Below are 18,982 nucleotides of genomic sequence, written 5' to 3'. Positions count from 1 at the left end.
AGCCGTTCGCTCACGCCCGGAACGGCCTGGCCGGCCAGGGCGAGTCGGCCGGGCGCAGCGCGTCCAGGCCGCCGGGGCCGGTGAGCGCGGCGTGCAGGGCGAGGGTGCCGGTGATCAGCGTCGGGTTGTGCAGCTCCCCGGCGTGGATCAGCCGGACCAGCTCGGGGACCGGCACCCGGGCGACCTCGATCTCCAGCTCCTCGCCGTGCGCCTCGTAGCGGTCGCCCTCGGCCTCGGCGAGGTCGGTGGCGAGGAAGAGCCGCAGCGCCTCGTCGGTGCCGCCCGGGGAGGTGTAGAAGTCGACCAGCACCTGCCACCGGCCGGCCTTGCAGTGCGCCTCCTCGTACAGCTCGCGCTGGGCGGCGTGCAGCGGGTTCTCGCCGGGCACGTCGAGCAGGCCCGCGGGCAGCTCCCACAGGCGCTGGCGGACGGGGTGGCGGTACTGGCGCAGGATCAGCACCCGCTGCCGGTCGTCCAGGGCGAGCACGGAGACCGAGCCGGGGTGGGTCTGGTAGTCGCGGCGGGCCCAGCTGCCGTCGGGCATCCGGACCTCCTCGGTGCGCACCCCGGTGACCTTCCCCTGGAACGGGGTGGTGCTCCCCCGGATCTCCCACTCCTCGGCCACGTCGCGGATCTGCGGCTGCCGGTCGTCCATCGGTCTCCCCTTTTCGTCAGTACGACACAATCTAACGCCGAACGGCGGCCCCGCGGGAATCGCGGGGCCGCCGTCGGGTGAACGACACGTCCTACTGGGCGGCCGTCTTGATCTCGATGGCCGCCTTCACCAGGCCCGCGAAGAGCGGGTGCGGGCGGGTCGGGCGGGACTTCAGCTCCGGGTGGGCCTGGGTGGCCACCAGGTAGGGGTGCACCTCGCGCGGGTACTCGACGTACTCGACCAGGTCGCCCTTCGGGGACAGGCCGGAGAACTGCAGGCCGGTCTTCTCCAGGTCCGCCCGGTAGGCGTTGTTGACCTCGTAGCGGTGGCGGTGGCGCTCCTCGACGTACTGCTCGCCACCGTAGACCTCGCGGACGATCGAGCCCTCGGCGAGCTTGGCCGGGTAGAGGCCCAGGCGCATGGTGCCGCCCAGGTCGCCCTTGCCGTCGACGATCGCCAGCTGCTCGGCCATGGTGGAGATCACCGGGTACTTGGCGGCCGCGTCGAACTCGGTGGAGTTGGCCTCGGGCAGGCCGGCCAGGTTGCGGGCGGCCTCGATGACCACGCACTGCAGGCCCAGGCACAGGCCCAGCAGCGGCACCTTGTTCTCACGGGCGTAGGTGATCGCCTGGACCTTGCCGTCCACACCGCGGTCGCCGAAGCCGCCGGGGATGCAGATCGCGTCCACGTCGCCCAGCTGCTCGCGCGCGCCCTCGGGCGTGGTGCAGTGGTCCGAGGTGACCCACTTGATCTCGACCCGGGCGTTGTTGGCGAAACCGCCGGCGCGCAGCGCCTCGGTCACCGAGAGGTAGGCGTCCGGCAGGTCGATGTACTTGCCGACCAGGGCGACCTTGACGATGTGCTGCGGCTCGTGGACGCGGCGCAGCAGGTCGTCCCAGGTGGTCCAGTCCACGTCGCGGAACGGCAGGTCCAGCCGGCGCACCACGTACGCGTCCAGGCCCTCGCCGTGCAGCACCTTGGGGATGTCGTAGATCGACTTGGCGTCGATGGCCGCGACCACGGCCTCCTCGTCCACGTCGCACATCAGCGAGATCTTGCGCTTGATGCTCTGCGGGACCTCGCGGTCGGCGCGCAGCACGATGGCGTCCGGCTGGATGCCGATGTTGCGCAGGGCCGCGACCGAGTGCTGGGTGGGCTTGGTCTTCAGCTCGCCCGAGGGGCCGATGTACGGCAGCAGGGAGACGTGCACGAAGAAGACGTTGTCCCGGCCGACCTCGTGGCGGACCTGGCGGACGGCCTCCAGGAAGGGCAGCGACTCGATGTCGCCGACGGTGCCGCCGACCTCGGTGATCACCACGTCGACGTCCTCGGTCGCCATCCGGCGGATCCGGGCCTTGATCTCGTTGGTGATGTGCGGGATGACCTGGACGGTGTCGCCCAGGTACTCGCCGCGGCGCTCCTTGGCGATGACGGTCGAGTACACCTGGCCGGTGGTGACGTTCGCCGAGCCGTGCAGGTTGGTGTCGAGGAACCGCTCGTAGTGGCCGACGTCGAGGTCGGTCTCGGCGCCGTCGTCGGTGACGAACACCTCACCGTGCTGGAACGGGTTCATGGTGCCCGGGTCCACGTTGAGGTACGGGTCGAGCTTCTGCATCGTCACGCGCAGTCCGCGGGCCTTGAGCAGGGCGCCCAGGCTGGAGGCGGTGAGGCCCTTGCCGAGCGAAGAGGCGACACCCCCGGTGACGAAGAGGTGCTTGGTCGTCACGGCGCGGCCGTTCGATGCCTTGCCGGAATGGGGCTGTGCCAAGAGGGGGCTCCCGTGGGTCGCGTGTCGAAGGTGACTTGGGCGGGGGCTCTCGGCTCGCCTGGCGACGGGAGCGCGGTGCGGTGCACGGCGCTCGGATGGGTCGTCGGTTCAGCTGGTCCGGGGCGTTTGATCCCACCAGTCCACGGGATACCAGGGTATCAGTGCCCCGGCCTGGCCGCGTTCCGGGCCGCTCGCGCCACCCCGGGGGCGCACTCCCGGCGCACCATCCGGCGCATTCGCCACACCGGTCTCACCACCACCGGGGCGGGCCACTCCGGGCCGCGCGGCCGGGCCATCACCGCCCCTCCGGACGGGCCATCCGGAGCTGATCCTTCCGAGCCATCCTGCACGGCTCCCCCGCGATGCACGGCATTTCCGCCGAATTGTGGCGCCACACGGAGCTGCGCCCGCGTGCTTCGCCCCTTTCGTCCGTCGTAAGCTGCACGGACGCATCGCCGACAGCAGAGCACGCGGAGGGCGTGGGAGGGTCAGGACTCTCTCGGTCCCCGATGCGCGACCGGACCTCCCCGTAATCCAGCTCCTCCCCACCCACTCCAGGGGCTCGATCGAACCCCGCGCGGACACTCCAGCAAGGCCCGCCACCACCCCCCGGCGGGCCGGACGTCCCGGGGTGGCACCCCGGCCCCGCAGACCGCTGGCTCGACCCGGATCGCCGATGCGTCGTGACCACATTGCGAACTGGAGATCCACGTGGCCGGCCGTATCGAGGACTACGCACTCATCGGGGACATGCAGACCGCCGCCCTGGTCAGCAGGGACGGGGCGGTCGACTGGCTGTGCCTGCCCCGATTCGACTCACCGGCCGTCTTCGCCGGCCTGCTGGGCACCGATGAACACGGCTTCTGGCGGATCGGACCGGCCGAGGTGGTCGCCACCGACCTCCCCGCCCCGGCCGCCGCCCCCACCCCGGCCGAGGCCGAGGCGGCGGCCGCCGCCGCGCGCGTCCGGCTCGCCGACACCGGCGACCTCCGGATCCCGCCGCCCACCGCCGCCGCGCCGGCCGTCCCCGCCGACCGGCGCCGCTACCGGGGCGACTCGCTCGTCCTGGAGCAGGAGTGGGACACCGCGGGCGGCAGCGTCCGGGTGATCGACTTCATGCCGCCGAGACCGCTGGCCGGCCGCGACTCCGTCCCCCAGATGATCCGGATCGTCGAGGGCGTGAGCGGCACCGTGCGGATGCGCTCGGCACTGCGGATGCGCTTCAGCTACGGCCGGATCGTCCCCTGGGTGCACCGCGTCGAGCAGGCCGACGGCGGCCACCGCACCGTCGCCGTGGCCGGCCCCGACTCCGTCTGGCTGGACGGCGAGGCCGAGACGTACGGGCGCAACCTCACCACCTACGCCGACTTCACCGTCACGGCCGGTGAGCGGATCGCCTTCGCCCTCACCTGGCAGGCCTCCCACCTGGAGGCGCCGACCGCGCCGGACGCCGAGGAGATGCTCGACGCCACCACCGACTTCTGGCACGAGTGGGCCGGCCAGTGCACCTACCAGGGCCCCTACCGGGAGGCCGTGGTCCGCTCGCTGATCACCCTCAAGGGCCTCACCTACGCCCCCACCGGCGGCATCGTCGCCGCCCCCACCACCTCGCTGCCCGAGGACATCGGCGGCGAGCGGAACTGGGACTACCGCTACACCTGGCTCCGGGACGCCGCGATCACCCTCTCCTCGCTGCTGCGCACCGGCTACCGCGACGAGGCCAAGGCCTGGCGCGAGTGGCTGCTGCGCGCCGTCGCCGGCGACCCGGAGAACCTGCAGATCATGTACGGCATCGCCGGCGAGCGCGAGCTCACCGAGTCCTCGCTGGACTGGCTGCCCGGCTACGAGGGCTCCCAGCCCGTCCGGGTTGGCAACGGCGCGGCCGGCCAGCTCCAGCTCGACGTCTACGGCGAGGTGGTCGAGGCGCTGCACCTGGCGCACATGACCGGCCTGGTCCGCAACGACCACGCCCACCACCTCCAGCTGCGGCTGATCGAGTACCTGGAGGACCACTGGACCGAGCCGGACGAGGGCATCTGGGAGGTCCGCGGCCCGCGCCGACACTTCGTCCACTCCAAGGTGATGGCCTGGGTCGCCGTCGACCGCACCATCAAGCTGCTGGAGCAGTCCCCCGAGGACGCCCCCTCCGACGGCCACCTGGAGCGCTGGCGCGAGCTGCGCGAGACCATCCACCGGGACGTCTGCGACAAGGGCTACGACCCGGAGCGCAACACCTTCACCCAGTACTACGGCGGCAGGGAGCTGGACGCCTCACTGCTGCTGATCCCGCAGGTCGGGTTCCTCCCGCCGGACGACAAGCGGGTGATCGGCACCATCGAGGCGATCCAGCGCGAACTGTCCACCGAGGACGGCTTCGTGCTGCGCTACCCCACCCACGACGAGAGCGGCAACAACGTCGACGGCCTCTCCGGCCACGAAGGCGCCTTCCTGGCCTGCTCGTTCTGGCTCGCCGACGACCTCGCCATGATCGGCCGGGTGCAGGAGGCCCGTGAGCTGTTCGACAAGCTGCTGTCGCTGCGCAACGACCTCGGACTGCTCGCCGAGGAGTGGGACCCGCGCGAGAAGCGCCAGGTCGGGAACTTCCCGCAGGCCTTCAGCCACGTCCCGCTGATCGACACCGCGCTGCGGCTGACCGCCTGCGGCGGCGCCTACCTGTCCGCCCAGCCGGACGGGCGCACGGGCGACCGCACCGAGCAGGCCACCGTCTGACCGGCCCGGCCGGACGAGGGCCAGGTGCTGTCCCGCCCCGAGGGGGCGGGACGGCACCTAAGAGCGCTGGACCAGCTCGTCGTAGGTGCTGAGCACCTGGGCGACGGTGGCGGCCTCGTCCGGCCAGGTCTGCGCCTGCTGCCGGCCGGCCTCCGCCAGCCGCTCGCGGCCGGCCGGGTCGGCCAGCAGCTCGCGCACGGCCCCGCCGAGGGCGCCCGGGTCTCCGGGCGCCACCAGCACGGCCGCGTCCCCGACCAGTTCGGGGATCCCGCCGACCGAGGTGGCGACCACCGGCACGCCGGCCCGCATCGCCTCCTGGACGACCAGCGAGCGGGCCTCCCAGCGGCTGCCGACCACCACCACGTCGGCGGCCGCCAGCAGGTCCGGGACGTCGGTGCGGTAGCCGAGCAGCCGCACCGGGAGCTTCTCCGCGGCCACCCGCTCGCGCAGTGCGCCGCCCTCCGGGCCGTCCCCGGCGATCAGCAGCAGCGGCTCCGGGTCCAGCGCGGACAGCTCGCGGGAGGCGTCCAGCAGCAGCCCGAAGGCCTTCTGCGGGACGAGCCGGCCCACCGCCAGCACCAGCGGGCGGTCCGGGCCGTCGCCGAGCAGCGCGGCCCGGGCCGCGGTCCGCTCCAGCCGGCCCTCGGGCATCGGCGGGGCGGCGACCGGGCCGAGCCGGGCGTCGGTGGCGCCCAGCTCGCGGGCCCGGGCGACCAGGTCGGAGGAGGCGCCGAGCACCAGGTCGGCGGCGCGCGCCACCCGGCGCTCCATCAGCCGCTGGAGCCGGCGCTCCATGCCGGTGGCCAGCAGCGCGTGGTGCGAGGTGACCACCAGCGGGGTCTCCGGGCGCAGCCCGGGGAAGCGGCCGGCGGTGCGCAGCGCGAGGTCGGAGAGGAGCCCGGCGCGCAGCCCGTGGGCGTGGACCACGTCGGCTCCGGTGAACGCCCGGCGCAGCTCGCCGATCGCGGTGGCATCGCTGCGGGCGCCGGCGGTGGGGGTGATGTCGACCAGGTGGAACCTGGCGCCGGTCCGGGAGAAGCCGAACAGCGCGTCCGTACCGGCCGGCGCACAGACCGTGACGGTCACCCCGTGCGCGACCAGGCCCTGTGCCAGGGAGCGCACGTGCGCACCGATGCCGCCGGTGCTGGCGGCCAGGACGAGTACCACGTGCAGCTGCCCCGGTTCCGGGGCGGCCGCGGTGGCCCGGGCGGCGGAATGGTCCACGTCGTCTCGCATCCGACTCGATCAGGTACTCACGCCGCGCTGCGAGGGTTGCCCGCCGGCGGCGCTCGGGACTGGAAAGCCAGTGTCCAGCCGCCACCTTGCCAGGTCGGCGGCCCTCTTGGACAGTCGGCGCCACGGGGGGCGCGTCGCCGTCGGTCGACGGGTCGCCACCGTCGGCTACCGGTGGCGCGGGGCCCGGGCCGCGGCCAGGAGTTCCTCCGCGTGGGCGCGGCCCAGCTCGGAGTCCTCCAGGCCGGCCAGCATCCGGGAGAGTTCGCGCACCCGCTCCTCGTCGTTCAGCACCTTGACACCGCTGCGGGTGACGGTGCCGTCGTTGGTCTTCTCCACCACCAGGTGCCGGTCGGCGAAGGCGGCGACCTGCGGAAGGTGGGTGACCACGACGACCTGGGCGCTCTCGGCCAGCTTGGCGAGGCGGCGGCCGATCTCGACCGCGGCCTTGCCGCCGACACCCGCGTCCACCTCGTCGAAGAGGTAGGTGGGGACGGGGTCGGCGCCGGCGAAGACCACCTCGACGGCGAGCATCACCCGGGACAGCTCACCGCCGGAGGCGCCCTTGGCGATCGGGCGGGGCTGGGCGCCGGGGTGCGGGGCGAGCAGCACCTCGACCTCGTCCACGCCGTGCGGCCCGTAGGCGACCGTGCGGCCCTCGATCTCGATGCCGGCCAGGTCGTCGACCCAGCTGATGGCGAAGGTCACCCGGGCGTGCGGCATGGCGAGCTCGGCGAGCTCGGCGGAGACGGCCTCGGCGAAGCGGCCGGCGGCGGCCTGCCGGGCGGCCGAGACCTCGGCCGCGAGCTCGGCCAACTCGGCGCGCAGCGCGGTCTCCTGGGCGCCGAGCTCGTCGATCCGCTCGTCGTCGCCGTCCAGCTCGGTGAGCCGGACGGAGCCGGCCTCGGCCCAGGCGAGCACCTCCGCCAGCGCGTTCTCCGGGCCGCCGTACTTGCGCAGCAGCTGGGACAGGACGGCCCGGCGGTCCTCGACGGCGGCCAGCCGGACCGGGTCGGCGTCCAGGTCGTCGGCGTATCCGGCCAGGTCGCCGGCCACGTCGGCGAGCAGGTAGCCGACCTCGTTGAGGCGGTCTCCGAGGGCGGCCAGGCGCTCGTCGTGGTGGCGGACGGCGTCCAGGGCGCGGCGGGACTGCGCGAGCAGGGTGCCGGCGTCCAGCGCCTCCGGGTCGGTCGGGTCGCCGGCCAGCGCGGCGTGCGCGAGGGTGGCGGCGGAGGAGAGCGCGTCGGCGTGGCCCAGGCGCTCGGCCTCGGCGGCCAGCTCCTCGTCCTCGCCGGCCACCGGCTCGGCGGCGGCGATCTCGTCCAGGCCGAAGCGGAGCAGGTCCGCCTCCTGGGCGCGCTCGCGGGCCCGGGTGGTCAGCTCCTCCAGGGTGGCCGACACCTCGCGCAGCCGGCGGTAGACCGTGCGGTAGCGGGCCAGCGGCTCGGCGACGGCCTCGCCGGCGTAGCGGTCCAGCGCGCCGCGCTGGCGGGCCGGGCGCAGCAGGCGCTGCTGGTCGGTCTGGCCGTGGACGGCGATCAGGTCCTCGCCGAGCTCGGTGAGCAGCCCGACCGGGACGGACCGGCCGCCGACGTGCGCCCGGGAGCGGCCCTCGGCGGAGACGGTCCGGCTGATCAACAGCGCTCCGTCGTCCAGTTCGGCGCCGGCCTCGACGGCACGGACGGCCGCCGGGGAGCCCTCGGGCAGCTGCAGGCGGCCCTCGACGACCGCGCGGGCGGCGCCGTTGCGCACCAGGCCCGGGTCCGCCCGGCCGCCGAGCAGCAGGCCGAGGCTGGTCACCACCATGGTCTTGCCTGCGCCGGTCTCACCGGTCACGGCGGTGAAGCCGGGGGCGAGTTCGACCACCGCGTCGTCGATAACCCCAAGATCCCGTATCCGCATCTCGTCCAACACGGTGACGACCTTACGAGGTTCCGGCCCCGGCGCGCGACGAGCGGCAACTCCGTGCCCGCAAGTTCATCCCTTCCGGGACGTTTGACCGGCAACGATCCCGACTTTTTTCCACCTGGCGGCCGGGCCGGTCACGCCCGGTCACGCGGCCCGATCCGGGCCCGCGGGCGCCTCGGGGACGGTGCACCAGCGCAGGAAGAACTGGGCGAGCGGGCCGATGGCCAGCGCGTACGCCACCGTGCCGACGCCCGCCGTGCCGCCGAGCAGCACACCGGCGGCGAGGACGGTCAGCTCGATGCCGGTGCGGATCAGCCGCAGCGAGCGGCCGGTGCGCCGGTGCAGGCCGGTCATCAGGCCGTCGCGCGGGCCGGGGCCGAGCCGGGCGCCGATGTAGAGGCCCGTGGCCAGGCCGTTGACCAGGATGCCGGTGACCATCAGCGCGATCCGGGCGGGCAGCGGGCCCGGTGTGCCGACCACCCGCAGGGTGAGGTCCATGGCCGCGCCGAGCACCAGCACGTTGGCGACGGTGCCGACGCCGGGCCGCTGGCGCATCGGGATCCAGAGCAGCAGCACGGCGGCGCCGCAGATGGTGACCCAGGCGCCCACCGAGAGGCCGAGGACGCGCTGCAGGCCCTGGTGGAAGACGTCCCACGGGTCGAGGCCGAGCGAGGCGCGCAGCATCAGCGCCATGCTCGCCCCGTACAGGAACAGGCCGACCGCGAGCTGCGGCAGGCGGCGGCCCAGCGCGTGGGTGTCGCCGAACAGCCGGGCGGCCGGTGAGCGGGCGCCCGAGACGGCCGAGGCCGCGGAGGCCGCAGCGGACGCAGGCGGGGCGGGGACGGGCGCGGGTGTGGTCGTGGTGGCCATCGGGACTCCTGCGGGTGGTGCTGCACCGCGCCGTTGACGGACGGCGGTGGCGGACTCGACGGCCGCCCTGCCATGATGAGCGGGCCAAAGTGACCCCTTCCAGGGCCAATCCCGAGCAAGTGGACTGATCAGCCATGGCCGACTGGCACACCACCGTCACTCCCCCCGCCCTCGCCCGGCTGCTCGCCGCCACCCGGCTGCCCGAGCCGGCCGGCATCCGCCGCCCCGCCTACCGGACGCTCGCCGGGCAGATCCGGCTGCTGGTCTCCGAGGGCCGGCTGCCGGTCGGCGCCCGGCTGCCCGCCGAACGCGAGCTGGCCACCGCCCTGGAGCTGAGCCGCACCACCGTCGCCACCGCGTACGAGACCCTGCGCACCGAGGGCTACCTGCACAGCCGGCGCGGCTCGGGCAGCTGGACGGCCCTGCCGGAGGGCGCGCCGCCGCCCAGCGACGCCCTGCACCCGGTGCCGCCGGACGAACAGGGCAACACCCTGGACCTCGGCGTGGCCGCGCTGCCCGCCCCGCAGCCCTTCCTCGGCGAGGCCGCCGCCCGGGCGGTCGAGCAGCTGCCCGCCTACGCCGCCGGGCACGGCCACTTCCCGACCGGGGTGCCGGTCCTGCGCGAGGCGGTGGCCCGCCGCTACACCGAGCGCGGCCTGCCCACCACCCCCGACCAGATCCTGATCACCACCGGCGCGATGGGCGGCCTGCACCTCGTCCAGCGCGCACTGGTCGGGCGCGGCGACCGGGTCGCGGTGGAGGCACCCAGCTACGCGCACACCCTGCAGGCCCTGCGGCTCGGCGGCGCCCGCCTGGTGCCCGTCCCGTACTCCTGGCCCGGCGGACCGCGACAGCAGCCCGTCTGGGACCTCGCCGAGTGGGGCCGGGTCCTGCGCGGCGCGGCACCCCGGCTCGCCTACACCATCCCCGACTTCCACAACCCGACCGGCGCCCTGGTGGACGAGGCCCAGCGCCGCGCCCTGCTCGCCGCCGCCCGCGCGGCCGGCACCGTGGTGCTCGCCGACGAGACCACCGCCGAACTCGGCTGGGGCGTACCGGACGGCACCGCCCTCCCCCGCCCGATGGCCGCCCTGGACCGGGCCGCCCAGGTGGTCACCGTCGGCTCGGCGAGCAAGCTGCTCTGGGGCGGCCTGCGGGTCGGCTGGGTGCGCGCGGCGCCGGCCCTGGTCCGGCGGCTGGCCACCGAGCGCGTCTACAGCGACGTCGGCACCCCCGTGCTGGACCAGCTGATCGCCGCCGAGCTGATGGGCGAGGCGCTGCTCGACCGCGTCCGCGCCCACCAGCTGGACCGACTGCGGGCCGGCGCCGCCGCCTTCGCGGCCGCACTGCCGGCCCGCTTCCCCGACTGGGCCCACGCCGAACCGCCCGGCGGCCTCTCGCTCTGGGTCTCCACCGACGGCCTCTCCGGCGCCGCCCTCGCACTGGCCGGCGAGCGCGGCGGCGTCCGGATCGCGGCCGGCAACCGCTTCGGCTCCGACGGGGCCTTCGAGAACTACATCCGGCTCCCGCTCACGGTGCCCGCCGCGGCCGTCCCGGCAGCCGTCGAACGGCTGGCCGACATCGCCGCCCGAGCCACCTCCGGAGGCCGCTGGAGCGCCGACGACAGCCAGCCGCTGGCAGTCTGACGAAACGTCAGCAGTGCGTGTCGGCCCGACCGCGCCAACCCGTCACCGGAAGCGCGAACTTGGCCACCAGCCGGTCGGTGAACGGCGCCCGGTGCAGCCGCGCCAGGCGCACCGGGGTCTGCCCCCGGCGGACCTCCACCCGCGCCCCCGCGGGCAGTTCGACCGATCGCCGGCCGTCGCACCAGAGCACCCCGTGCGGCGTCTTCGGCTGGACCTCCACCGCCAGCACCGAGTCCGGCGAGGTCACCAGCGGCCGGGCGAACAGCGCGTGCGCGCTGATCGGCACCATCAGCAGCGCCTCCACCTCCGGCCAGACCACCGGGCCGCCACCGGAGAACGCGTACGCCGTCGACCCGGTCGGCGTCGCACAGACCACCCCGTCGCAGCCGAAGTTGGAGACCGGCCGGCCGTCCACCTCGGTCACCACCTCCAACATCCGCTCCCGGGCGGCCTTCTCGATCGACGCCTCGTTCAACGCCCAGTCGTGGTGCACCACATCGCCGTTGGTCCGGACGATTACGTCGAGGGTCATCCGCTCCTCGACCTCGTAGTCGGCGTCGACCACCCGCTCGACCACCACCGCGAGATCGTCCCGCTCGGCCTCCGCAAGGAAGCCCACCCGGCCCAGGTTGATCCCGAGCATCGGCAGCCCGTGCTCGCGCGCCAGCTCCGCCCCGCGCAGCAGCGTCCCGTCCCCGCCCGCGACCAGGATCAGCTCGCAGCCATCCGCCGCTCCCGGCCCCCCGGCCACCCGCTCGACCCCGTCGGGCAGATCCAGGTCCACCGCCTCGGCCGCGAGCAGCCTGATCCGGATACCCGCCTTCAGCAGGCCGTGCACCAGACCCTCGACGCTTCGCAGCGCGGCCTCCCGGCCGGTGTGCGCGATCAGGAAGACCGTACGTTCCTCACTCATGCCGATTGCCCTCTCCCTACGCCTGCCGGGTCGCCCTTGGCCCGGTGCGGTCGCGTCACCCAGCATGACGGACCGGACGTCCGCAGAGCAGCCTAGCGGGGGCCCTCCGCCACGGCCCGGTCCGCCTCCTCCGGGTCCAGCTGCGGGGCGTCCCGGCGAAGCCAGAGGAAGTACTCCACGTTCCCCGACGGGCCGGGCAGGGGGCTCGCGGTGACCGCCCGCACGCCCAGCCCGAGCGCCCACGCCTGTCCGGCCACCTGGCGCACCATCTCGGCCCGCAGCTGCGGGCTGCGCACGACGCCGCCGCTGCCCAGCCGCTCCTTGCCGATCTCGAACTGCGGCTTGACCATCAGCACCAGGTCGGCGTCCTCGGCGGCGCAGCCGGCCAGCGCGGGCAGGACCAGGCCCAGCGAGATGAACGAGAGGTCGCCCACCACCAGGTCGACCGGCGTCCCGCCGATCAGCTCCGGGGTCAGCTCGCGCACGTTGGTGCGGTCCATCACCGTCACCCGGTCGTCGCTCTGCAGCGACCAGGCCAGCTGCCCGTAGCCGACGTCCACGGCCAGCACGTGCTGCGCGCCGGTGCGCAGCAGCACATCGGTGAACCCGCCGGTGGACGCGCCCGCGTCCAGCGCCCGGCGACCCTCCACCACCAGGCCCTGCGGCACGAAGGCCGCGAACGCCCCGGCGAGCTTGTGGCCGCCGCGCGAGACGTAGTCGGGGTCGTTCTCGTCCTTGGCCACCACGACCGCCGCCGCGGTCTCCACCTGGGTGGCCGGCTTGGTCGCGGTGGTGCCTCCGACGGTCACCCGGCCGGCCGCGATCAGCTCGGACGCGTGCTCGCGCGACCGGGCCAGCTTGCGGCGGACCAGCTCCGCGTCGAGACGGCGTCGTGCCACTGCCACTGGTGTTTCAGCTCCTACGGGTCATTCCGGGCGGGTCATTCCTGATCGAGCGCGGCCAGCGTGTCGGCGAGCCGCTGGTGAACATCTTCGTACACCGCGACGTGCGCCTCGGTCGGCACCCCGTCCAGCGCCGCCAGCCGGGCCAGTCCCGCGTCGACGGCCGGGTGGCCGGTCGGGGTCAGCTCGACGCCCAGGGGCAGCGGTTCCCCGCCGTCCGGGTCAGGCATCGGGCTTCTTCGTACTCGTGGTCTTCCGGACGGTGGTCCGCTTGGTCGCCGTCCGCTTGGCGGGCGTCTCCTGCGGCGCGGGGGCCGCGGTCCGCTGCGCGGTCGAGGTCCTCTTGACGGCGGTCTTCTTCACCGCCGCCTTGCGGGCCGGCGTCGCCTTGCGGGCGGCGGCCTTCGCCGGCGCCTTCTTGGCCACGGCCTTCTTCTCGGCCGGCTTGCCCTCCGCGGCCTTGCCCTGCGCCGCCCCGCCCTCGGCGGCCGGCTTCACGGCATCGTTCACGGCCGGCTTCGCCGCCGCCTTGCGCGCCGGCTTCCTCCCGCTCGGCCGGACCGCCCCGCCCGCGGGCTCCGCGTCCACCGCCGGGGTGTCCACCTCGACCCGCTCCGCCAGTATCGGCTCGCCGCTGCGAACGGCCGCGGCCTGCGGCTCCTCCGCCTTCTCCCACCCGCGCCCGAACAGGTCGTCGGCCCGGGGGGCCGGCGCGGGCTCGGGCTCCGACGCGGCCGGGACCGGCTCCTCCTCGACCTCGCGCAGCTTGCTCTCCAGGTAGGCCAGCACGACCCCGACCTTCGTCACCTGGTCGCCGACCTTCTCGAAGGCCCGCTCCACCTCGCCGCGCGCCACCCCGACCGCCAGGTCCACCCCGGCCCGTCCCGCGGTGACCGCCTCCTCCGCCAGCGTCTGCAGCGACTTCGCGGACGGCGGGAACTGCCCGCCCAGCTTCCGCTCCACCTCGGAGAGGTCGATGCCGCCCATCTCCAGCAGCCCGGCCGCCCGGCCGACGACGCGCTTGCCGACCTCCTCGGCCAGCTCGGCGGCGATCTCCACCACTCCCCGCACCGTCTTCGGCAGCATCCGGGTGCCTCCTTAGCGCCTTGCGCGCATCGCTCCGTCGCCGTCGGTGCCCGGACCGTTCCAGGCACCCCACAGACGACGCTACCGCCAAAACCCTCCTGCGGTACCGTGGCCCCGCAGTCACCGCCGCCACCCGCCGTACCCCGGCGCTACCAGGAGTGGATCCACCGCCATGGCCAACGCCGAGGAGTGCCGCGAGGCGCTGGAGCAGCTCAGCCGGAACCTGGCCAGGTCCACCGGCGACGTCCGCAAGGCCGCCACACTCGACCGCTCGCTCACCTGCCGGATCACCGATCTCGACCTGACCTTCACCGGGCGGCTGCGCGACGGCCGGATCCAGGACGTCACCGAGGCGCCCGGCGAGCCCGCCGAGAAGGCCGAGATCCGGCTCACCATGAGCAGCGACGACCTGGTCGCGATGGTCGGCGGCAAGCTGCACTTCGCCTCCGCCTGGGCCGGCGGCCGGGTCCGCCTGGAGGCCGGCTTCCGCGACCTGCTGCGGCTACGCACCCTCCTCTAGGACCCGACCCGGACCCGACCAGGCGTCACCAGGCCTCACCAGGCCCGGTGCCCCGGCCGGTCAGAACCCCAGCTCGGCCAGCGCCTTCCGCCCGTCCACCGGCGCGCCGCCCGCGTCGAGCGCCGTCCAGGCCGCCGCGCACAGCGCCCGCAGGCCGTCCCAGCGGTCCGTCCCGGTACCGGCCAGCCGCAGCTCGCCGTCCTCGACCGCCGCCGTCCGCCCGCCGCAGCCGAACACCCCGTCACCGAGCGCCGCCACCCCGGCATGGGCCACCAGCAGCCCCCGCAGGTCCTCCGCCACGTAGGTCGGCCGGTGCTCGGCCGGGGCCGACAGCAGCTGCGCCGGCGTGGTCACCCCGGTGAAGACCAGCAGGCTGTCCACCCCGCCGTTGAACGCGCCCTCGATGTCGGTGTCCAGCCGGTCGCCGACCACCAGCGGCCGCTTCGCACCCGTCCGCAGCACCGTCTCCCGGTGCATCGGGGGCAGCGGCTTGCCCGCCACCTCCGGCTCCACGCCCGTCGCCGCCCGCACCGCCGCGACCAGCGTCCCGTTGCCCGGCGCGATCCCGCGCGCGGTCGGCACCGTCAGGTCGGTGTTGGACGCCACCCAGGGCAGCCCGCGCTGCACCGCGTACGAGGCCTCCGCCAGCTGCAGCCAGCCCACCGAGGCGTCGTAGCCCTGGACGACCGCGAGCGGCTCCTCGGCCAGCGAGCGGACGGCCACCAGACCGCGCTCGGCCAGCGCCTCCTCCAGGCCCAGACCGCCCACCACCAGCACCTTCGACCCGGCCGGCACCTTCTCGGCCACGACCCGGGCCGCCGCCTGCGCCGAGTTGATCACGTCGGCCGGCTCGGCCGGGATCCCCAGCTCGGTCAGGTGCGCGGCCACCACCCGCGGCGGACGGGAGGCGTTGTTGGTCACGTACGCCAGCCGCATCCCGGCCGTCCGGGCGGTCTCCAGCGAGACCACGGCGTGCTCGATCGCGTTCGGCCCCGCGTAGACCACGCCGTCGAGGTCCAGCAGCGCGGTGTCGTACGCCTCGGTGAGCGGGCGGTCGCTGCCGCCCGGAGCGGTCCGTCGCGCGGTGGTGGCCGTCTCGGTCATGCCTGCTCTACCTCATTCACTGCGTCGATGGTCACTGCGTCGATCCCCGTCATCCGTCTCGTCCCGGCCGCCCGCCTGCCCGTCCCCGCGCGCGTCCGAGCCCTCCGGCAGCGCACCGGACGGCCAGCGGGGCTCCAGGTACCCCGGCGCCCCCGGCAGCAGCGGTCCGAACGCCCCGGCGCGGGCCGCCAGGGTCGCCCGGGTCTGCCGCAGCGCGGCCCGGTAGTGGTCGATCTCCGGCCGCATCGCCACGGCCAGCGCCAAGTGCTCGGCGGACGTCTCGAAGTCGCCCAGCCGGGCCGCCGAGACGCCCCACCCGAACTGAGCGTAGTCGTCCGAGGGATCGGCCAGCGCGACGGCCCTGAAGTTCTCCAGCGCCGCCGCGTACGAACCCGCGTCGAACTGCGCTCTGGCCAGCGTCTCCCGGATGCTCCGGGAGTGCGGTTCGGCCTCCGCCGCGCGCGCCAGCAGCTGCTCCGCCGCCGCCGGATGCCCCTGTGCCAGCAGCGTCCCGCCACGGCGGAACCACTCGTACACGTCCCCCGCGGGCTCCCCCGCCCGCCCCTGCTCCGGCACTCCCCCACCACTGCCCGCACCGCCGCCGGCCCCGTCCGCACCACCGGTGCCTGCGCCGTCCAACCGCTCCTGCCCACCGCTCATGCGCCCACCTCGCCCTCGGTCGTGACACCCGCCCCCGCAGATCCGGCACGGGTGTTCAGATCTCTGAACAACGCGTACCCGATTACGATGCCCAGAATGAGCACACCCAGTGCAGAAAGCGGAGCGGAGTCTCCGCAGGGCGGCCCCGGCAATCCCGGCCACGTCGCCACTGCAGGCCTGTCCCTGTCCCCCTTCCGAGGCCTGCGCTACGTCCCCGACCGGGTCGGCACGCTGGCCGCGGTCACCTCACCGCCGTACGACGTGGTCGACCCCGGCCGCCGGCTCGACCTGGAGACCGCCGACCCGCACAACGTGGTCCGGCTGATCCTGCCGCGCCCCGAGCCGGACGACGCCGGTGACCGCCCCGACCGCGACACCCGGTACCGGCACGCCGCCCGGCTGCTGCGCGACTGGCAGCGCGAGGGCGTCCTGGCCGCCGATCCCGAGCCCTCGCTCTACGTCTACGAGCAGCGCGTCCCCGCCACCGCCGACTCCCCGGAGCTCCTGCAGCGCGGCCTGATCGGGGCACTCGCCGTCAGCGGCAGCGAGGCCGGCGTGGTGCTCCCGCACGAGGACGTGATGCCCCGGCCGGTCGCCGACCGGGTCGGCCTGATGCGCACCACCCGGGCCAACCTCGAACCGCTGCTGCTCACCTACCGGGGCAACGGCGGCGCGGCAGGCGTGGTCGAGAGCGCCGTCCAGCGCGAGCCGATCCTCACCACGACCACCACCGACGGCACCCACCACCGCCTCTGGGCCGTCACCGACGCCGCCGAGATCGCCGAGGTGGGCCGCGACCTCGCCACCTGCCGGGCCCTGATCGCCGACGGCCACCACCGCTGGGCGATGTACCTGCGGCTCCAGAGCGAGCACCGCCACCTGCCGCGCAGCGCCTGGGACCGGGGTCTGGTCCTGCTGGTGGACACCGCCCGCTACCCGCTGCGGGTCCGGGCGATCCACCGGGTGCTGTACCGCCTGCCGGTCGCCGAGGCGCTGGAGCGGCTGGGCGACCACTGGCAGGTCAAGGAGGTGCCCGGACCGCTCGGCATCGCCCTCCAGGCCCTCGCCGAGCTGAAGCAGCACGGCGGCAGCGGCTTCGTGCTCACCGGCGGGGACGGCGTCTACTGGCTGATCGGCGAACCCGACGAGGCCCTGCTCGACGCCACCGTGCCGAAGGACCGGCCCGAGGAGTGGCGCCACCTGGACGCGACCGTCCTGCACGCCACCCTGCTCGACCACACCTGGCGGGTCCCGGACGGCCCCGACGACATCGGCTACCTGCACACCGCCGTGGCCGCCGAGCGCGAGGCCGCCCGCAGCGGCGGGACCGCCGTACTGCTGCACCCCGTCCGGGAGAGCGTGGTCCGCCGGCTCGCCGAGCAGGGCGTCACCATGCCGCGCAAGTCCACGTCCTTCGGCCCCAAGCCGGCCACCGGGCTGGTCCTGCGCAATCTCGAACTGGGCTGACGACCGGTCGGCCGCGGTCCGACAGCGCCGTAGTCCGACAGTGCGGTGGTCCGAAAGCAGTGAGGCCCTGCCGCGCCCCGGGATCTCCCGTGGTGCGGCAGGGCCTCACTCAGTACCCGGCTGCTCAGCGCTGGTCGGCGCCGGCGTCCCTGTCGGACTTCCCGGTGGCGCGCTCCGGCGCCTCACCGTCGAAGTCCTCGTCGATCTCGAGGTCGTCCTCGTCGTAGAACTCCTCGACGTCTTCCTCGTCCTCGAAGATCTCCCGCTCGTCCGGCACGCCGGCACCGGACTTGGCCGCCGGGGCCTCGTCCTGCTCGGTGTCCTCCGCCAGCTCCGGGTCGAGCGCGTCCACGAACTCCAGGCCGTCGATCTCGGCCAGCCGCTCGGAGGCGTTGGTCGCGCCGTCGGTGTCGGCCTCGGCCGCCTTGGCGAACCACTCACGGGCCTCGTCGGCACGGTCGGCGGCGATCAGCGCCTCGGCGTAGGCGTAGCGCAGACGCGCGGTCCACGGGTGCACGGCGCTGGAGGCCAGCTCCGGGCTCTGCAGGGTGACGACGGCGGCGTCGAACTGCTCCATGTCGCCGCGGGCACCCGCAGCGACGAGGCGCATCTCGACCTGGCCGGCCTTGTCCAGCTGGTTCACCTCGGGCTCGCCGGCCATCGCCAGGGCGCGCTCCGGGCGGCCCAGACCGCGCTCGCAGTCCGCCATCACCGGCCACAGGTCCGCCCGGCCGGTCATCCGACGGGCGGCGCGGAACTCGGTCAGCGCCTCGGAGTAACGCTGCGTCATGTAGGAGGCGAAGCCCGCCGCCTCACGGACGGCCGCCACACGGGAGGCCAGCCGCAGCGCGACGCGCGAGTACTGGTAGGCCTCCTCCGGCTCGTTGTCGAGCAGGCGGGCGACCATCACCAGGTTGCGGGCGACATCGTCGGCGAGCGTCTTGGGCAGGCTCTTGAGCTCCTGACGCACGTCCCCGTCCAGCTCGAAGCCGGTGACGTCCTCCGGGATCGGCAGCCGCTTGACGGGCTCGAAGTTGCCCCGGCGGTCGTCGTAGTCCCGGCCGCCGCGGTCGTCGCGGTCGCGGTTATAGCCGCCACCCGAGGGGCGGTCGCCACGGTAGCCGCCGCCGGACGGGCGGTCGTCACGACGGAAGCCACCACGGTCATCGCGGTCGCGGTTGAAGCCACCACCGGACGGACGGTCGTCACGACGCGGGCGGTCGTCACGGAAGCCGCTCGGACGGTCGTCACGACGGAAACCACCGCCGCCGGAGGGGCGGTCGCCACGGTCGCGGTTGAAACCGCCGCCGGACGGACGGTCGTCGCGGCGGAAGCCGCCACGGTCGTCGCGGTCGCGGTTGAAGCCACCACCGGAGGGGCGGTCGCCGCGGTCGCGGTTGAAACCGCCACCCTGCGGACGGTCATCGCGGCGGAAGCCGCCACGGTCGTCGCGGTCGCGGTTGAAGCCACCACCGGAGGGGCGGTCGCCGCGGTCGCGGTTGAAACCGCCACCCTGCGGA

Annotated in this window: 16 protein-coding genes; 4 read left to right on the top strand and 12 right to left on the bottom strand. The window is 74.6% G+C overall.

Features of this window, described 5'->3' with window-relative positions; translation table 11 throughout:
* Positions 1-10: 10 nt before the first annotated feature.
* Both ACFVVX_RS26610 and ACFVVX_RS26605 read right to left on the bottom strand, forming a co-directional pair.
* The gene (locus ACFVVX_RS26610) at positions 11-655 is read right to left on the bottom strand and encodes an NUDIX domain-containing protein (protein ID WP_387949134.1); all 645 of its coding nucleotides are present in this window, start codon (positions 653-655) and stop codon (positions 11-13) included.
* 91 nt (positions 656-746) lie between these two features.
* Positions 747-2,423, bottom strand: a complete 1,677-nt coding sequence (locus ACFVVX_RS26605; protein WP_387949133.1) for a CTP synthase — start codon at positions 2,421-2,423, stop codon at positions 747-749.
* Positions 2,424-3,134: 711 nt separating this feature from the next.
* Between ACFVVX_RS26605 and ACFVVX_RS26600 the strand changes: the two genes are divergently transcribed.
* Entirely contained in the window at positions 3,135-5,153 is a 2,019-nt protein-coding gene (locus ACFVVX_RS26600; RefSeq protein WP_387949132.1) for a glycoside hydrolase family 15 protein, read from the top strand.
* Between the two features lie 57 nt (positions 5,154-5,210).
* Here ACFVVX_RS26600 and ACFVVX_RS26595 read toward each other — a convergent pair whose 3' ends face one another.
* The 3 genes from ACFVVX_RS26595 to ACFVVX_RS26585 form a co-directional block, all read right to left on the bottom strand.
* On the bottom strand, positions 5,211-6,389 hold the full coding sequence (locus ACFVVX_RS26595) for a glycosyltransferase family 4 protein (protein WP_387949131.1): 1,179 nt from the start codon (positions 6,387-6,389) through the stop codon (positions 5,211-5,213).
* 165 nt (positions 6,390-6,554) lie between these two features.
* Positions 6,555-8,288: a DNA repair protein RecN gene (gene recN, locus ACFVVX_RS26590; RefSeq protein WP_387949235.1), complete on the bottom strand. Its 1,734-nt coding sequence runs from the start codon at positions 8,286-8,288 to the stop codon at positions 6,555-6,557.
* Positions 8,289-8,438: 150 nt separating this feature from the next.
* Complete coding sequence (locus tag ACFVVX_RS26585) at positions 8,439-9,164, bottom strand: YitT family protein (protein ID WP_387949130.1); 726 nt, start codon at positions 9,162-9,164, stop codon at positions 8,439-8,441.
* 134 nt (positions 9,165-9,298) lie between these two features.
* Here ACFVVX_RS26585 and ACFVVX_RS26580 point away from each other — a divergent pair, with 134 nt between their 5' ends.
* Positions 9,299-10,810, top strand: a complete 1,512-nt coding sequence (locus ACFVVX_RS26580) for a PLP-dependent aminotransferase family protein (RefSeq protein WP_387949129.1) — start codon at positions 9,299-9,301, stop codon at positions 10,808-10,810.
* A gap of 7 nt (positions 10,811-10,817) precedes the next feature.
* Here ACFVVX_RS26580 and ACFVVX_RS26575 read toward each other — a convergent pair whose 3' ends face one another.
* From ACFVVX_RS26575 to ACFVVX_RS26560, 4 genes are all read right to left on the bottom strand, one after another.
* Positions 10,818-11,723, bottom strand: coding sequence for an NAD kinase (locus ACFVVX_RS26575; RefSeq protein WP_387949128.1), 906 nt, complete (start codon positions 11,721-11,723; stop codon positions 10,818-10,820).
* 92 nt (positions 11,724-11,815) lie between these two features.
* Complete coding sequence (locus ACFVVX_RS26570; RefSeq protein ID WP_387949127.1) at positions 11,816-12,622, bottom strand: TlyA family RNA methyltransferase; 807 nt, start codon at positions 12,620-12,622, stop codon at positions 11,816-11,818.
* Between the two features lie 41 nt (positions 12,623-12,663).
* Positions 12,664-12,855, bottom strand: coding sequence for a hypothetical protein (locus tag ACFVVX_RS26565; RefSeq protein ID WP_387949126.1), 192 nt, complete (start codon positions 12,853-12,855; stop codon positions 12,664-12,666).
* On the bottom strand, positions 12,848-13,711 hold the full coding sequence (locus ACFVVX_RS26560; RefSeq protein ID WP_387949125.1) for a hypothetical protein: 864 nt from the start codon (positions 13,709-13,711) through the stop codon (positions 12,848-12,850). The genes ACFVVX_RS26565 and ACFVVX_RS26560 overlap by 8 nt, the downstream gene beginning before the upstream one ends.
* A gap of 172 nt (positions 13,712-13,883) precedes the next feature.
* On the opposite strand from ACFVVX_RS26560, the gene ACFVVX_RS26555 reads away from it, so the two are divergent.
* Positions 13,884-14,231 (top strand): SCP2 sterol-binding domain-containing protein, encoded by a 348-nt coding sequence (locus ACFVVX_RS26555; protein WP_387949124.1) that lies wholly within the window; start codon positions 13,884-13,886, stop codon positions 14,229-14,231.
* A gap of 60 nt (positions 14,232-14,291) precedes the next feature.
* Here ACFVVX_RS26555 and ACFVVX_RS26550 read toward each other — a convergent pair whose 3' ends face one another.
* On the bottom strand, positions 14,292-15,335 hold the full coding sequence (locus ACFVVX_RS26550) for an HAD-IIA family hydrolase (RefSeq protein ID WP_387949123.1): 1,044 nt from the start codon (positions 15,333-15,335) through the stop codon (positions 14,292-14,294).
* 12 nt (positions 15,336-15,347) lie between these two features.
* Positions 15,348-15,995 (bottom strand): tetratricopeptide repeat protein, encoded by a 648-nt coding sequence (locus tag ACFVVX_RS26545; RefSeq protein WP_387949122.1) that lies wholly within the window; start codon positions 15,993-15,995, stop codon positions 15,348-15,350.
* A 96-nt stretch (positions 15,996-16,091) separates the two neighbouring features.
* On the opposite strand from ACFVVX_RS26545, the gene ACFVVX_RS26540 reads away from it, so the two are divergent.
* Complete coding sequence (locus ACFVVX_RS26540) at positions 16,092-17,462, top strand: DUF1015 family protein (protein WP_387949121.1); 1,371 nt, start codon at positions 16,092-16,094, stop codon at positions 17,460-17,462.
* A 124-nt stretch (positions 17,463-17,586) separates the two neighbouring features.
* Here ACFVVX_RS26540 and ACFVVX_RS26535 read toward each other — a convergent pair whose 3' ends face one another.
* Positions 17,587-18,432 carry a hypothetical protein gene (locus tag ACFVVX_RS26535; protein ID WP_387949234.1) on the bottom strand — a complete coding sequence of 282 codons (846 nt, stop codon included), beginning with the start codon at positions 18,430-18,432 and terminating at the stop codon, positions 17,587-17,589.
* Positions 18,433-18,982 lie beyond the last annotated feature (550 nt).

It is taken from the genome of Kitasatospora sp. NPDC058170, from assembly GCF_042883905.1.
GTDB lineage: Bacteria > Actinomycetota > Actinomycetes > Streptomycetales > Streptomycetaceae > Kitasatospora.
This window is presented reverse-complemented; position numbering and strand designations above follow the sequence as displayed.